13 protein-coding genes, 1 other RNA gene, 3 pseudogenes and 1 riboswitch are annotated in these 15608 nt (G+C 36.5%); of the genes and pseudogenes, 7 read left to right on the top strand and 10 right to left on the bottom strand.

Translation table 11 applies throughout. The features are described 5' to 3' along the window. Positions 1-3: 3 nt before the first annotated feature. Positions 4-939: a KpsF/GutQ family sugar isomerase gene (locus B0186_RS01740; protein WP_078217658.1), complete on the bottom strand. Its 936-nt coding sequence runs from the start codon at positions 937-939 to the stop codon at positions 4-6. Between the two features lie 91 nt (positions 940-1030). On the opposite strand from B0186_RS01740, the gene rnpB reads away from it, so the two are divergent. Then, positions 1031-1418, top strand: an RNA gene (gene rnpB / locus B0186_RS01735) — RNase P RNA component class A. 128 nt (positions 1419-1546) lie between these two features. Here rnpB and B0186_RS01730 read toward each other — a convergent pair. The 7 genes and pseudogenes from B0186_RS01730 to B0186_RS01700 all read right to left on the bottom strand — a co-directional run bounded on the left by B0186_RS01730 (position 1547) and on the right by B0186_RS01700 (position 6923). Beyond that, positions 1547-2209 carry an NAD(P)H-dependent oxidoreductase gene (locus B0186_RS01730; protein ID WP_078217657.1) on the bottom strand — a complete coding sequence of 221 codons (663 nt, stop codon included), beginning with the start codon at positions 2207-2209 and terminating at the stop codon, positions 1547-1549. A gap of 20 nt (positions 2210-2229) precedes the next feature. Next, complete coding sequence (locus B0186_RS01725; protein ID WP_078217656.1) at positions 2230-2526, bottom strand: YfcZ/YiiS family protein; 297 nt, start codon at positions 2524-2526, stop codon at positions 2230-2232. 24 nt (positions 2527-2550) lie between these two features. Further along, positions 2551-3762 carry an aromatic amino acid transporter gene (locus tag B0186_RS01720; RefSeq protein WP_078217655.1) on the bottom strand — a complete coding sequence of 404 codons (1212 nt, stop codon included), beginning with the start codon at positions 3760-3762 and terminating at the stop codon, positions 2551-2553. A gap of 92 nt (positions 3763-3854) precedes the next feature. Beyond that, the gene (locus B0186_RS01715; RefSeq protein WP_078217654.1) at positions 3855-4910 is read right to left on the bottom strand and encodes an ABC transporter ATP-binding protein; all 1056 of its coding nucleotides are present in this window, start codon (positions 4908-4910) and stop codon (positions 3855-3857) included. Beyond that, a pseudogene (locus B0186_RS01710) lies at positions 4910-5752 on the bottom strand (ABC transporter permease); the annotation flags it as partial. The gene B0186_RS01715 and the pseudogene B0186_RS01710, both read right to left, overlap by 1 nt. Before the next feature lie 47 nt (positions 5753-5799). After that, positions 5800-6630 carry an IS3 family transposase gene (locus B0186_RS01705; RefSeq protein ID WP_078217653.1) on the bottom strand — a complete coding sequence of 277 codons (831 nt, stop codon included), beginning with the start codon at positions 6628-6630 and terminating at the stop codon, positions 5800-5802. Positions 6631-6638: 8 nt separating this feature from the next. After that, positions 6639-6923, bottom strand: coding sequence for a transposase (locus B0186_RS01700; protein ID WP_078217652.1), 285 nt, complete (start codon positions 6921-6923; stop codon positions 6639-6641). A gap of 47 nt (positions 6924-6970) precedes the next feature. Here B0186_RS01700 and B0186_RS01695 point away from each other — a divergent pair, with 47 nt between their 5' ends. Together B0186_RS01695 and dapD are read left to right on the top strand one after the other, a co-directional pair. Beyond that, complete coding sequence (locus B0186_RS01695) at positions 6971-7453, top strand: 5'-nucleotidase C-terminal domain-containing protein (RefSeq protein ID WP_328587426.1); 483 nt, start codon at positions 6971-6973, stop codon at positions 7451-7453. Positions 7454-7653: 200 nt separating this feature from the next. Then, positions 7654-8481 carry a 2,3,4,5-tetrahydropyridine-2,6-dicarboxylate N-succinyltransferase gene (gene dapD / locus B0186_RS01690; RefSeq protein WP_078217651.1) on the top strand — a complete coding sequence of 276 codons (828 nt, stop codon included), beginning with the start codon at positions 7654-7656 and terminating at the stop codon, positions 8479-8481. Positions 8482-8553: 72 nt separating this feature from the next. On the opposite strand, the gene purU is transcribed toward dapD, so the two are convergent. After that, entirely contained in the window at positions 8554-9390 is an 837-nt protein-coding gene (purU, locus tag B0186_RS01685) for a formyltetrahydrofolate deformylase (RefSeq protein WP_078217650.1), read from the bottom strand. 82 nt (positions 9391-9472) lie between these two features. Next, the gene (locus tag B0186_RS01680; protein WP_078217649.1) at positions 9473-9877 is read right to left on the bottom strand and encodes an H-NS family histone-like protein; all 405 of its coding nucleotides are present in this window, start codon (positions 9875-9877) and stop codon (positions 9473-9475) included. A 176-nt stretch (positions 9878-10053) separates the two neighbouring features. Continuing rightward, positions 10054-10228: riboswitch (Lysine riboswitch) on the top strand. Between the two features lie 81 nt (positions 10229-10309). Here B0186_RS01680 and B0186_RS01670 point away from each other — a divergent pair. The 4 genes and pseudogenes from B0186_RS01670 (at position 10310) to galE (ending at position 15469) form a co-directional block, all read left to right on the top strand. Then, positions 10310-11851, top strand: coding sequence for a Na+/H+ antiporter NhaC family protein (locus B0186_RS01670; protein ID WP_078217647.1), 1542 nt, complete (start codon positions 10310-10312; stop codon positions 11849-11851). Between the two features lie 263 nt (positions 11852-12114). Next, positions 12115-13832: pseudogene (locus tag B0186_RS01665) on the top strand (acetolactate synthase 3 large subunit). Then, positions 13832-14309, top strand: a pseudogene (ilvN, locus tag B0186_RS01660) (acetolactate synthase small subunit). Before B0186_RS01665 ends, ilvN begins: the two co-directional pseudogenes overlap by 1 nt. Before the next feature lie 143 nt (positions 14310-14452). Then, positions 14453-15469, top strand: coding sequence for a UDP-glucose 4-epimerase GalE (gene galE / locus B0186_RS01655; protein ID WP_078217646.1), 1017 nt, complete (start codon positions 14453-14455; stop codon positions 15467-15469). Positions 15470-15608: the final 139 nt, after the last annotated feature.

Here is a 15608-nt window from a genome sequence, read left to right as displayed (position 1 = left end):
GGACTAACTCGAAAATTCAACTAAACCAATAACTTTATTTTGATCATCAACAACTACTAATGAATGAATTTTCTTCTCTTTCATAAAGTTTTCTGCTTCAGATAAATAAGTATTGTGATTTATTGTTTTAGGATTAGAGGTCATCAGATCTTTGGCTGTTTTATTCAATGTATTGGCACCATTTGCACTTAATGCACGGCGAATATCTCCATCGGTAATAATGCCTTTTAATTGATCGTTTTCCATGACTAAAGCAACGCCCATACGTCCTTCATTCATAATACTTAAACAATCAGTAAAGTTTGTGCTTTCGGTTACTTTTGGTAAGCGAGTTTGCATTTGATCTTTAACTCGACATAATAGACGGCGACCAAGGCTACCACCCGGATGAAATTTAGCAAAATCAGCTGGTTGGAAATTTCTTGCGGTAATAAGAGAAACGGCAAGTGCATCGCCTAAAGCCAAGGTAACCAAAGCAGAGGTTGTTGGGGCGAGATTATTTGGACAGGCTTCACGTTCAACACTAATATCCAGAATATAATCCGCGTGTTTTGCTAAAGTTGAATTTGGATTGCCTGTTAATGCAATAATTTTATTGCCAAAATTTTTTAAACTTGGAATAAGTTTATTGACATCATCACTTTCACCGCTGTAAGAAATTAGCATGACTATATCAATAGGTTTTAACATGCCTAAATCGCCATGAAAAGCCTCCGTTGGATGCAAGAAAAAACTAGGTGTTCCAGTTGATGCAAAGGTTGCTACCATTTTTTTTCCAATTAGCCCAGATTTTCCAATTCCGCCAATAACTAATCGGCCTTCACAATTTAGAATAAGCTCAACGACATCAATAAAATGTTGATTTAAATTTTGGCTCAATCTCGCTAAGGCATCTTGCTCTGCAGCTAAAGAGTTGCGAGCGATTTGTAAGTAGTCCATATTAATTTCCCCATTGAAAAAGTGCGGTCATTTTACCGCAAGTTTTGGGTTAACTCTATCTTTTATCTTGTTTTTAGGCTATACTCCGCACCGAGTTAGTCAGGCAATCGCTGGTTTATTGAAGCCCTTAACCGTTTTTAAACGACCTAGTGGGACAAGTAGACGAGAGGAAAGTCCGGGCTACATAGGGCAGAGTGCCGGATAACGTCCGGGAGGTGTGAGCCTACGACCAGTGCAACAGAGAGCAGACCGCCAATGGCTCGTAAGAGATCAGGTAAGGGTGAAAGGGTGCGGTAAGAGCGCACCGCATGAATGGTAACATTTCATGGCAGGGTAAACTCCACTCGTAGCAAGACCAAATAGGAACTCAATGGGTGGCCCGCTCAGAGTTCGGGTAGGTTGCTTGAGCGTATGTGTAAATATGCGCCTAGAGGAATGATTGTCCACGACAGAACCCGGCTTATCGACTAACTCAAATTTTTCTTTATCTGGTTATTAAATGATATGTAAATCAAAATCGCTAAATAACGAGATCAACAAATTGTTAGTAAAATAAAAGAAGAAAAGGCACAAATTTTAGTTTGTGCCTTTGGTTTATATAAATAAGCTATTTTACCCACTGAACAATTTCATCTATTGTTTTACGTGATTTAGGTTTAATTTCTTTTGCGCGATAGCCAAAAGTTGCCATAACGGATACGCCCCATTCTTCGCTATCCAATACGCCGGCTTCCGCCAAAATTTGATTTACTTCTCCGTAATTAAAGCCTTCAATTGGGCAACTGTCGATCCCAATTAATGCGGCACCTGTCAACATATTTGCTAAAGCAATATAGGTTTGTTTGCTTGTCCAATCAAATAAAGAGCGGTCACTTTCAAGGGTTTTCATGTGTTCTGCTTGAAATTCACGATATTTTTCTCTGGCAACAGGGATTTGTTCTTCGGTTAATCCGCGTCTTTTCATGGATTGTTCTAAAAATTCGGAATCATAGCGTGCATTTTTCTTAGCAAGAAGTACAACCAAGTGGCTAGCATCGTCTATTTGTGTTGCCATTCCCCAACTAACGGGTTTTAATTTTGCTCGTAGCTCTGGGTTTTGGATTACTAAAAATTTCCAAGGCTCAGCCCCAACTGAACTAGGGGAAAGGCGAGCAAGCTCCAAAATATAAGCAAAATCCTCATCACTGATTTTTTTGGTTGGATCATAATAACGTGTAGAAGCACGATGATGAAAAATCTCTAAGACTTGTTCTTTTGTAATTGTTGTCATAACCAATTTCCTTTCAATATTTAACGAATTGCCATTTGGAATAATACGACTTCAGCTTGGCAGCTAAAAATAATATGCATTTTTAAACGAAAACCATCTGAAAGTGCGGTAATTTCGCTGTCAATATTAGCTGGTTCATTTTCAACATCACGCGCTTTTTGAATGAAATAATCACGAGCGGTTAAGGCTTGTTGTTCTGTATCATATTCCGCATCAAAAATAACTTCTCTATCGGAATTGTCTAGCATTGAATCACCTTTTATACGGCACATATTATGTGCTTCTGCTGCTTTTTGCTGCAATGTTTTTTCACTCATGATTATTTCCTTATTTATTAATAATTAACCCACAACGGTTGGTAACAAACCTGCTTGAATTAGGAATGGAATGATTACAATAAATACACCAATAACTAATGTGATAATAAGAGAGGCTGAGCCACCTTTTACTCGGTAAGGCAGGTTCGGGTAAATTTTACGTAATTTCCACACCATTGCAATAGGTAAGACGATTGCGTAGAAGGCAAACATTTGACCTGCATATCCTAAAGCAAGGATAAAACCTTGAGGGTAGAATAGTGCAAAAACAAGTGGAGGTAAAAACGTAAGTAAGCCTAATGATACTCTATTTGTAGGGATATTCACACGTTTTAATAGATCTTCTAATGCCTCAAATAATCCTAAAGCAACCCCTAAGAATGAAGTGATTAAGGCTAAGGCAGAGAATAAACGCACTGCACCACCAATCATTTCACTTCCAGTAATTTTGATTGTTGCTGTTACTAAGCCATTTAAGGTTGGATCTTGTTTTAGAATAGCTAAAAATTCTGTTTGGCTTAATACACCGTGAGTGGCTAATTGCCATAAGATATAGGCAACAAGTGGGATAAAAGTACCAACTAGGACAGAAATTCTTAATGCTTTCACATCGCCATCAAGGTATTTATTCAAACTTGGAATAGAGCCATGGAAACCGAAAGAAGTAAAGAAAATCGGGCTAGCTGAGATAATTAAGGCATTATCAATTGGAATTTCGAGTAAATTTTCTAAGGATACTTTAGGGAGTAATAAGAAAAGCACCACGACAAAGAAACCGATTTTACTGAGGAAAATAATGCGATTAACTTTATCAACACTATTTGTGCCTAAAATAATAAAGAAACCAAAAATCACAGTAAATAATACGCCAGCTATACGAGATGTGGTTTGTTCATCACCAATGGTTGGTAACAGACCAGCTAGCAAAGAGCTTCCACCTGAAACATAAGCAGAAACTAAAGCGTAAAGAAAAATTAACAGTACAGCTGTAGAAAGAATACGGCCGAAGGATCCGTAATATTTTTCAGCTAGAGTCCCAATTCCAGCATCGCTTTCTACGGTTTGATATAGTTCAACAAAAAGTAATGCGGCAAAAGAAAGTAATAACCAAAGTCCAATTAATAGGGCAACGGTAAAGCCAAATCCGATACCCGCTGATGTTAATGGCATGGCAAGCATACCACCACCAATAGTTGTTCCCGCTACAATAAGCGTACTTCCAAGTGTTTTATTCATAATTTTCCCCTATGATGAAAATAAAAGTGCGGTTATTGTAGCTTATATTTTACAGAATGTGTAATTTTATTTTTACAAATGTACTGATTTATTTACATCTTATTTTTAAGGAAGAGAATAGGTTGTTGATCTTGGTAGAACAATTGTACTTTTTGCCCAATTTCTAAGGCTTGAGCTGTCTGAACATGGATTTTTGTTCGTTGTATATCAGATACAGAAATTTGATATTGATAATATTGTCCTAAAAATTGGCGTTGAGTCACAGTTCCATGTCCTTGTAAATGAGGTATGACTTGAATTTGATGAGGGCGAACGAGCCAATGTAATTCTGTATTTGGTAATAATGGCGATTGATCTGCAAGTTTAAGAGAGGTGCTTATAGGTTGTATGCCAAAAAGAGAATGTAATTGATTTTGTTGATCAAGATGACAATCAATATAGTTATGTTTTCCTAGGAACTCAGCGACAAATTTGCTATTAGGTTGATAATAGAGTTGATCTGTTGCTCTAGTTTGAATGATTTTTCCATCTTTCATCAAGGCTATTTTATCTGCGAAAGCAAAGGCTTCTTCTTTGCTATGGGTGACAAAAATAGCAGAAATTCCTTGTTGCTTAACAATTTGTTTAATCTCATCAATCATTTGATAGCGAACTTGGCTATCAATATTTGAAAAGGGCTCATCGAGCAATAATAATTTGGGTTTGCAAGCTAAGGCTCGAGCAATTGCAACACGTTGCTGTTGACCACCAGAAAGTTGATGGGGATAACGATTTTCTAGTCCATTTAAATGAACTAAATTAAGCATATTTTGTAAAATTTGCTGTTTTTCTACCGCACTTTTTTTATCTAAGCCAAATTGAATATTTTCAGCGACTGTTAAATGAGGGAAGAGGGCATAATCTTGAAAGATAAAGCCTATATTACGTTGCTCCACAGGAATAGGCGTTAAATCTTGCCCATTTAAGCTGATTTGTCCTTGCGTAATAGGTTGTAATCCAGCAATGGCTTTTAATAATGTGGTTTTTCCACAACCACTTGCACCCAATAAACATAAAATCTCATTTTTATTTAATTCTAGATTAAGTTGATGTAAGACAATTTGTTGATTGTATTGGCAACTAAGTGATTGAATTTTAAGATTATCCATTATCGATCCTTTTCTGAATTTAAAATGAGTGAACGAGTGAGCCAGATAACTGGAATAAGTCCAACCAGAATTAAAGTTAATGCATGCAAAGCGGCATTTTCGAGTTGCTCATCGGAGGTAAAAGAAAAAACATAAGTCGCTAACGTATCAAAATTAAAAGGTCGCAATAATAATGAAGCATTCAGTTCTTTCATACTCTCAATAAATACCATTAAAAGTGCGGTTAAAATTCCTTTGGAAAGTAAAGGGATGTGAATTTTTCTTAGCATTTTAATGCCATGAGAACCTAAAGTTTGGCTAGCCATATCTAATGTTGGGGGAATTTTCTGTAATGATGTTTCAATGCTACCCAGTGCCATAGCAGAAAAGCGAATAACATAAGCAGAAATTAAGGCAAACATGGAGCCTGAGAAAATTAGACCAACAGGGGATAGATTAAATTTAGCAAGTAGGGCATTAATTTGGTGATCTGCAAATGTGTATGGGATCAAAATACCAATAGCTAAGACAGTTCCTGGGATTGCATAACTTAAACTGGCAAGGCGTAAAGTAAATTGGGTGTTCCCTTGTATGTGATTTGAATGTTGATTTAGGCGTTGGTAAAAATGTAGTAATAAAGCAAAAATTATACAAATAATGGAAGCAATAATGGAAACAGATAAACTGTTATAGGCATATTGTGCAAACTTATTGAGTTGTGCTTGTTCAAAATAATGGATTGCCCAATAGCCAAGTTGGATGACGGGGATAAAAAAGGCGAAGGTGACTAAACCCCAACAATAAGCCTGAACTAAAAACCTTTTGATGCCTTTTAATTGTTTAAGTGCGGTCTTTTTTTCGTAACTGTAATGGTTCACTCCCTTGCAACATTCTAAAGACATAATCATATTCAAGTCCTTAAACAATCCATCTCAAACTGCATTGGAGAGCGATTTCCCAATGCAGAATGAAGTCGTCTCGGATTGTAAAAATCCTCAATGTATTCCGCCACACAAAGCAACGCTTGTTCTCGTGTCTTAAATCGGTAGCCGTTTAATTTTTCTACCTTCAAACTGCGGAAAAATCGCTCTGTTACCGCATTGTCAGTACATTTCCCCGCTCGGCTTTGGCTATGCACCATTTTTGCTTCCGTCAATATCTGTCGAAAGGCTTGGCTGCTGTATTGTGAACCTCGGTCGGAATGAAAAATCACCTCCGAAGGCGGCTTTCGACGATGAATAGCCAGCTGTAAGGCTTGAATGTACAAGTGACTATCGGGGGTATCCGATACCGACCAGCCAACAATCAAGCGTGAAAACCAATCAATCACAACAGCCAAATATAACCAGCCCTCATCGGTGGGGATGTAGGTGATATCGCCCACCCAAAGAGCGTTGGGCGTCATTGCACACTGTTCGTTTGCAATATTTTCCGCAAAATCGACCGCTTGTTTTCGCCACACTTTGGCTTTTGGACACTTGGCTTTTATCGCCAACTCTCGCATTAAACGGCGAACTTTAAATCGCCCTACTTTTATCCCCAAGTCCGTGACAGCCTGTGATAAACGCCTTGAACCATAGGTTTCCTCACTACGTTCAAAGGCTGACAACAGCGTTTCCTGTAAGCTCGCCAGCGTTTGATTGGGTGGGGATTTTTCCCAACGATGGCTCGTGGTACGGTTTAACGAAAAGCAACGGGAAAGTTGCGCATGGGAAATGCCTTCTCGCCGTAAATCCACCACACAGGATTTTAAGACTTCTCGAGCAAGAAGGCGGACACCTTTTTTAATAAGGCATTATCGCTACGCAGCTGCTCATTTTCCGCCCGTAAACGTTGAATTTCCCGCTGCTCGGCAGAAATCGCTGGTGCTGTTGGGGTAATGCCTTGCTGCTCAGCGAGAAATTGCCGCCGCCAACGATTTAAGGCAGATTGACTGACGCGCATCATTTTACACACTTGGGTGACGCTGTGTTTGCCCTCTAACACCATGTCAACACATTGCTTTTTATATTCAGGGGTAAAAAGTTTAACCATTTTGCTGTTCTCCATTTTGAGAAAGTTTATCAAAAACAGTCTTTGGTTTGTTGCAATTGGTTAGACCATTACAATATCAATACGATATTACCCAGCCAGCTCGTTACGATGGCGATTGCAAACTTATCAATGATAAAGCGCATCGTGTTGTAAATTTAACCTACAACGGCAAACCAGTTGATCCAAAAGCGGAATTTTTAATTGCAACCAATAACTATCGTGCGTACAGCAATAAATTCCCTGGCACTGGCGACAGCCATATTGTCTTTGCAGCGCCTGATGAAAACCGCCAAATTCTAGCGAATTACATCACTACAGAAAGTAAAACTCATGGTCATGTTAGCCCTGCAGCAGACAAAAACTGGAGTTTTGCTCCAATCGCAAGCAAAGCTAAATTAGATATTCGCTTTGAAACTTCACCAAGTGATAAAGCAAAAGCCTTCATTAAAGAGAAAGGACAATATCCAATGACCTATCTTAATAACAATGAAACAGGTTTTGCGATTTATCAAATTGATCTAAGTAAATAAGCTTAATACCGAAATTAGATATTTATTTTAAAGGGCTGAGTTAGAAATTAAACTCAGTCCTTTCTATTTAAGCATGGACTTTAACCTTTTATTCTTTCAAGACTGATAATGTTACTGATTTAATAATAAAAGATGAGTTTTAGTTGGAAATATGGTACAAAAGACACCGCACTTTTTATTTACTTTTTATAGGAAAAAATATGTCAAACTTACAAAACATTATTGAAAGCGCATTTGAACGTGCAGCAGAAATTACCCCAGCAAATGCGGATGCAGAACTCAGATCCGCGGTAGAGCAAGTTATTGAAGGGTTAGACAATGGGACATATCGTGTTGCTGAAAAAAATGAGCAAGGCGAGTGGGTTGTTAATCAATGGTTGAAAAAAGCTGTGCTTCTTTCTTTCCGTTTAAATGACAATGCATTAGTTGATGGTGCTGAAACAAAATATTATGACAAAGTACTAGTAAAATTTGCTGACTATGATGCAGAACGTTTCAAAGCGGAAGGATTTAGAGCTGTACCAGGAGCAGTAGTGCGTAAAGGATCTCATATTTCTAAAGGCGTTGTGTTAATGCCATCTTTTGTCAATATTGGTGCTTATGTTGGTGAGGGAACCATGGTTGATACTTGGGCAACAGTGGGATCTTGTGCACAAATTGGTAAAAACGTACATTTATCTGGTGGTGTAGGCATTGGTGGTGTATTGGAGCCATTACAAGCAAATCCAACCATTATTGGAGATAACTGTTTTATTGGCGCACGTTCTGAAATTGTAGAAGGCGTGATTGTTGAAGATGGCTGTGTTATTTCAATGGGCGTATTTATCGGTCAATCAACAAAAATTTATGATCGTGAAACAGGCGAAGTCTTCTATGGACGTGTTCCAGCAGGATCTGTAGTTGTATCAGGCAGCTTGCCTTCTAAGTGCGGTAAATATAATCTTTATTGTGCAGTTATTGTGAAAAAAGTGGATGCGAAAACTCTAGGGAAAGTGGGTATTAATGAATTATTAAGAACCATTGAATAATATTTATCGAGTTTTACTTTAATTATCTGCCTCTATTATAGAGGCAGATTTTTTTGCGAACGTATATAGATTTTATAAAACGATAGTTTTATTTTGATAGACGAAAATGCGATCATGTAATGCTAAATCTAAAGCTCGACTTAATACTGTTTTTTCTACATCTCGCCCTGCTTTCATCATTGCATCAGCGTTGTAAGTATGATCAACATTAATGACATTTTGCATAATAATTGGTCCTTGATCGAGCTCATTATTAATAAAATGTGCCGTTGCACCAATAATTTTTACCCCTCTTTCATAAGCCTGATGATAAGGTTTGGCACCAATAAAGGCAGGTAAAAATGAATGATGAATATTAATCACTCTATTTAGATAGCGGCTGACAAATTCAGGATTTAAAACGCGCATATATTTGGCTAGCACAATATAATCTGGCGCATATTCATCAATTTTTTCAGCCAGTAATTTATCATGTTCTACTCGAGTTAATCCTTCATGGCTTACACAATGGAAAGGAATATCAAAACGTTCTACTAATGAGCGTAAAGTTTCATGATTTCCAATAACTGCAGCGATTTCTACATTTAATCCGCCATAATAGGTTTTCATTAAAATATCGCCTACACAATGCGCTTCTTTTGTGACTAAAATAACTATACGCTTTCTTTTTGTATTAATTAAACGGCAATTTGTTCCTTTAGGCAAACTATATTCTAAATCAGCAAGTAACGTTTGTTCGTTAAAAATGCCTTCTAGTTCAGTACGCATAAAAAAATGCTTAGTTTCAAAATCAACAAACTCATTATTATGAATAATATTTAGCTGATGTTTGTAACAAATATTAGTAATTTTAGCAATTAAACCTTTATCATCAGGGCAATCTGTTAATAAAATTTTATTTTCAATCATAATCAATATTAATTTATCTTGTGATATTTGCTGTAGTTAGAAATAAATAAAACCCAAAATTGGGCTTTATTTATGAAAATAATTAGATGGCAAAATCAGCTAATGATTTTCCCGCATTTAATTCAGCTTGAATAGCTGAAGGTGTTCTACCCTGACCAGTCCAAGTTTTTACTTGTCCATTTTGATCAATATATTGATATTTCGCTTTACGAGGCTTCATTTTCTTACGAGGACGTTTAGTTGTTGTGGTTGGATTATCAGCTAAATCTGCTAAAGTTAAACCATCTTGTGCTAATAATTCTTTATATTTTTCAATACGTTCTAAGCGTTCTTGCTCTTTTTTTTGGTTTTCTTCAATCATTTGACGTTGTTCATTTACAATAGCTTGCAATTTTTCTAATGCGCCCTCTAATTCTTCTAGCGTTAATTCTTTTGCAGCAGCACGTAATGATCGAATACTAGTTAGTACTTTTGATAACTCAGACATTTTTATTCCTTAATAATTTTTATGTTAAGTAAATATAAATACTCTCAAATAATAGCGAAAAAAATTTTTAAGGTAAATCCTAATTTTTAAAAATAATACTTATTTAATATTTATGGATTATTTGTCTTAATTAACTATTGGAATTTTGATTTTCTTATTGTAATCTTACCAAGTCCTACGTATGTAGAGGTGCAACTATTATAAGTAGCTTTTTTGAGTGGATAACGATGAAAAAAAGTGAAAGGAATAGTTGCCGAAATCAATAAAAAGTCATTTTTATTGGTTGGGGGCGTCTTTGAAAGAAACGTCACTGTCATAGTATTTTATTCACTATGGAGCGCTACTGGTTAGGTTGGTATCGTTTTGCCTGCCTTATTTTAATTCTAAAAATATTAATCTCAGTGGTTCTCCCTTAATATTAGGAAGAACAAAATGGAACTTGTAAATTATTCCACATCTATTTATTCGGTTATTCCGCCTATTTTAGCTTTATTGTTAGCTATTGTTACTCGGAGAGTTATTTTATCTTTAAGTATTGGTATTGTTACTGGTGCATTAATGCTAACCAAGAATACCTCTGTCTTAGATAGTATTCCTTATTTGTGGGGTCATGTTTCAGGCTTAATTTATAGTGTCGAAGAAAATGGTTCGATAGCGTTTGCTTGGGATACTATCAATATCATTCTATTTTTAATTTTGCTTGGCGTATTAACCGCACTTTTAACTGTTTCTGGGAGCAATCAAGCTTTTGCTGAATGGGCACAGAAACGTATTAAGGGGCGTCGCGGCGCTAAATTAATGGCTGCTGCATTGGTTTTTGTTACTTTTATTGATGATTATTTCCACAGTTTAGCCGTTGGTGCTATAGCTCGTCCTGTTACAGACAAATTCAACGTATCTCGTGCAAAGCTAGCTTATATTCTTGATTCTACCGCAGCGCCTATGTGTGTGATGATGCCTGTTTCTAGTTGGGGTGCATACATTATCACTTTGATTTCAGGCTTATTAGCGACTTATGCCATTACAGATTATTCTCCTATTGGGGCATTTATGGCAATGAGTTCAATGAATTTTTATGCTATTTTCTCTATTTTATTAGTTTTCTTTGTGGCTTATTTTTCCTTTGATATTGGTTCAATGGCTAGACATGAGAGATTAGCATTAGAAATAGCAGATACAGATGCAGAAACTGAAACAAGTGTTAAAGGGCATGTGCGTAATCTTGTTCTACCTATAGTTATATTGATTGTGGCAACTGTTGTAATGATGATGTATACAGGAGGACAGGCATTAATGGCTGATGGTCAAGAATTTAGTGTGCTAGGCGCATTTGAAAATACTACAGTTGGCATTTCTCTTGTTGTCGGTGGTACGACATCTGTCATTATGGCGACTCTCTGTATTTTAGTTGATCGTCAAGTGAATTTGAACGACTATATCAAATCTTGGGGATTAGGAGCGAAGTCGATGTCAGGTGCGATTCTAATCTTGTGCTTTGCGTGGACTATCAATTCTGTGGTCAAAGATATGCATACAGGGACATATTTATCTAGCCTTGTATCAGGTAGTCTTCCTGTTGAAGTTTTACCAGCTCTACTTTTTGTTCTCGGAGCTGTGATGGCTTTTTCAACAGGAACTAGCTGGGGAACATTCGGCATTATGCTACCAATTGCAGCTGCAATTGCAGCAAATTCTGCACCTGAATTAATGCTACCTTGTCTATCTGCTGTCATGGCTGGAGCTGTTTGTGGAGATCATTGTTCACCAGTCTCTGATACAACCATTTTGTCTTCTACTGGTGCGAAATGTGATCACATGGATCATGTAACAACACAGTTACCTTATTCATTAACCTTAGCAGCAGCTACTATTGTAGGATATTTAGTGGTGGGCTTTACTCTATCAGGATTACTAGGTTTTGTTGCTACCGCTATAACTTTAGCTGTACTAATTTTGATTTTAAGAAAACGATAAAATGTGATCTTTATCACATTAGAAAAATAATATTTTTATTTTATAAAATGCGGCTTAATGCCGTATTTTTTTCTTATTAACTATTTGTTTTTTATAAAAAACTAAAAATATTGAATTTTTTGAAATTTATATCTATTTGAATTTTAAAATGTAACAAAATTGTTAATATTGTTTAGTGGATAATATCTTGATTTTCAGTAAGATAAAAAATGTTTAACAATTATTTAGTTACATCTAAGAATGTAGTTATTTGAGAGGTAAAAATGAAAAAATTATCAGGCGCAGAAATGGTTGTGCAATCCTTGAGAGATCAAGGGGTTAAATTCGTGTTTGGTTATCCTGGCGGAGCGGTATTAGATATTTATGATGCTATTCATACGCTAGGTGGTATTGAGCATATTCTAGTTCGTCATGAGCAAGCAGCAGTGCATATGGCTGATGGTTATGCTCGTTCTACAGGCGAAGTTGGTTGTGTTTTGGTAACCTCAGGGCCTAGTGCAACAAATGCAATTACAGGGATTGCAACAGCTTATAGTGACTCTATTCCTTTAGTTGTTTTATCTGGCCAAGTGATGTCCAATTTAATCGGCAGTGATGCTTTTCAAGAATGTGATATGGTAGGCATTTCTCGTCCAGTGGTTAAGCACAGTTTTTTAGTAAAAAATACAGAAGATATTCCTAAAATCATTAAAAAGGCTTTTTATATCGCTTCGACGGGGCGTCCTGGTACAGTGGTAATTGATCTTCCTAAAGATGTAGTGAATCCACTCAATAAATTCTCTTATGAATATCCGCAAGATATTAGTATGCGTTCTTATAACCCTACTATCCAAGGTCATAAAGGGCAAATCAAAAAAGCTTTAAAAGCATTTTGGTTGCCAAAAAGCCAGTTTTATTTGTTGGTGGAGGAGCGATTACTGCAAATTGTAGTGAAAAACTGACCGCACTTGCGCACAAACTTAATTTACCAGTCACTTTGTCATTAATGGGACTAGGTGCTTTTCCAAGTACTGACAAGCAATGTCTAGGTATGCTTGGTATGCATGGAACCTATGAAGCAAATAATGCGATGCATGAAAGTGATTTAATTGTGGGATTAGGTGTTCGCTTTGATGATCGTACAACAAATAATCTAGCGAAATATTGCCCAAATGCCAAAGTTATTCATATTGATATTGACCCAACGTCGATTGCTAAAAATGTACCTGTTGCAATTCCAATCGTAGGAAGTGCGGAGTTTGTTTTAGACGAGTTTTTATCTTTATTAGAAGTTGAGGATTTAGCAAATGCACAATCTAATCTTGATGATTGGTGGGCGCAAATTAATCAATGGAAAGCAAAAAAATGCCTTGAGTTTGATCGCCAAAGTAATGTGATTAAACAGCAGCAAGTGATCGAAACGGTTTATCGTTTAACTGAAGGGAAGGCTTATGTTGCCTCTGATGTAGGTCAGCATCAAATGTTTGCAGCCTTACATTATCCTTTTGATTTGCCACGTCGTTGGATCAATTCTGGTGGCTTGGGGACTATGGGCTTTGGTTTGCCAGCCGCATTGGGCGTAAAACTTGCTCATCCTGATGCAGTAGTGGTTTGCGTTACTGGAGATGGTAGTATTCAAATGAATATTCAAGAACTCTCTACTGCGCAGCAATATGGTATTCCTGTTGTGATTATTAGCCTAAATAACCGTTTCTTAGGTATGGTTAAACAATGGCAGGATTTAATTTATTCAGGACGTCATTCCCAATCCTATATGAATTCGCTCCCTGATTTTGTCAAACTTGTGGAGGCTTATGGACATGTAGGAATTAAGATTGATACAAGAGATGAACTTGAAGAAAAATTAGCACAGGCTTTTGCAATTAAGGACAAATTAGTTTTTGTGGATATTAAAGTGGATGAAACCGAACATGTTTATCCAATGCAAGTGCGTGGTGGTGCAATGAATGAAATGATTTTAACTAAAGTGGGGAATGCATAATGCGTAGAATTTTATCAGTTTTATTAGAAAATGAATCGGGCGCTTTATCTCGTGTTGTTGGTTTATTTTCACAACGAGCTTTTAATATTGAAAGTCTAACAGTTGCACCTACAGATGATCCCACATTATCTAGAATGACTATCGAAGCCTATGGCGATGAACAAGTGTTGGAACAAATAGAAAAGCAATTACATAAATTAGTTGATGTGTTTAAAGTGATTAATTTAAGCGATTGTGAGCATGTTGAGCGAGAAGTTATGCTTATTAAAGTCCGAGCACAAGGCTCATCTCGTGATGAATTGAAACGCTTAGCAGAAATTTTCCGTGGGCAAATCGTCGATGTCACAACAAAAATTAGTGGGTACTAAAGACAAACTTGATGCTTTTATCAATGCCATAAAAGAGGAAAGTCAGCTTATTGAAATTGTTCGCTCAGGTTTAATTAGCTTATCTCGTGGCGAAAAGAATTGTTTGTAGTTTAGCGCCTTCAAAATTCCTTTAAATTAAACCGCACTTTATATTGATCTGACTCTATAAAGTGCGGTTTTTATTAGAGCAGGTTTTAAAATAGGTGTAGAATAAGCCACGATTATTTTTCATATTTCATCTAGGAGTAAAACATGGCGATTTTAGTTACTGGTGGCGCTGGATACATTGGTTCACATACGGTTGTTGAATTACTTAATCATAATTTTGAAATTGTTGTTTTAGATAATTTATCTAATTCTTCTGAAATTTCATTACAGCGAGTACAGCAAATTACAGGCAAGGAAGTGACTTTTTATCAAGGCGATATTTTAGATCGTGCAATGTTACAACGTATCTTCTCACAGCATAAAATCGACGCAGTAATTCATTTTGCTGGTTTGAAAGCAGTAGGGGAAAGCGTACAAAAGCCACTACATTATTATCAAAACAATGTAACAGGCTCAATTACTTTATTGGAAGAAATGCTAAAAGCTGGCGTATATAACTTAGTTTTTAGTTCATCCGCAACGGTTTATGGCGATCCTGAAATTATTCCAATCACTGAAGATTGCAAAGTTGGTGGTACAACCAATCCTTATGGTACGTCTAAATTTATGGTTGAACGTATTTTACAAGATGCGGTTAATGCAAATCCGCAATTGAGCGTTGTTATTTTGCGTTATTTTAATCCAGTTGGTGCGCATGAAAGTGGGTTAATTGGTGAAGATCCTAATGGTATTCCAAATAATTTATTGCCATATATTAGCCAAGTGGCAGTAGGTAAATTACCACAACTTTCTGTTTTTGGTAGCGATTATGATACTCATGATGGAACGGGAGTTCGTGATTATATTCATGTAGTTGATTTAGCCATTGGGCATTTAAAAGCCTTGGAAAAACATCAAAATGATCAAGGTTACCATGTTTATAATCTAGGCACAGGTACAGGCTATTCTGTATTAGATATGGTAAATGCTTTTGAAACCGCAAATGATATTAAAGTGCCTTATAAACTTGTGGCTCGTCGTCCGGGTGATATTGCCACTTGCTATTCCAATCCACAAAAAGCCCTGGAAAAACTAGGCTGGAAAACAGAACGAGATTTAACTCAAATGATGAAAGATACTTGGAATTGGCAAAAAAATAATCCGAATGGTTATAAGTCTTAGTTTATGAGCTTAACTTAAAATAAAAATGCCTTTAATGAAAATCCATTAAAGGCATTTTTAGTCTGGGTAATGGAAAATAGTTGTAAAATCTGATTGATAGATATTTGCTATAACTCAGTTTTTAAAAACAATTATAGGA

The sequence above is a fragment of the Canicola haemoglobinophilus genome (assembly GCF_002015075.1).
Lineage (GTDB): Bacteria > Pseudomonadota > Gammaproteobacteria > Enterobacterales > Pasteurellaceae > Canicola > Canicola haemoglobinophilus.
This window is presented reverse-complemented; position numbering and strand designations above follow the sequence as displayed.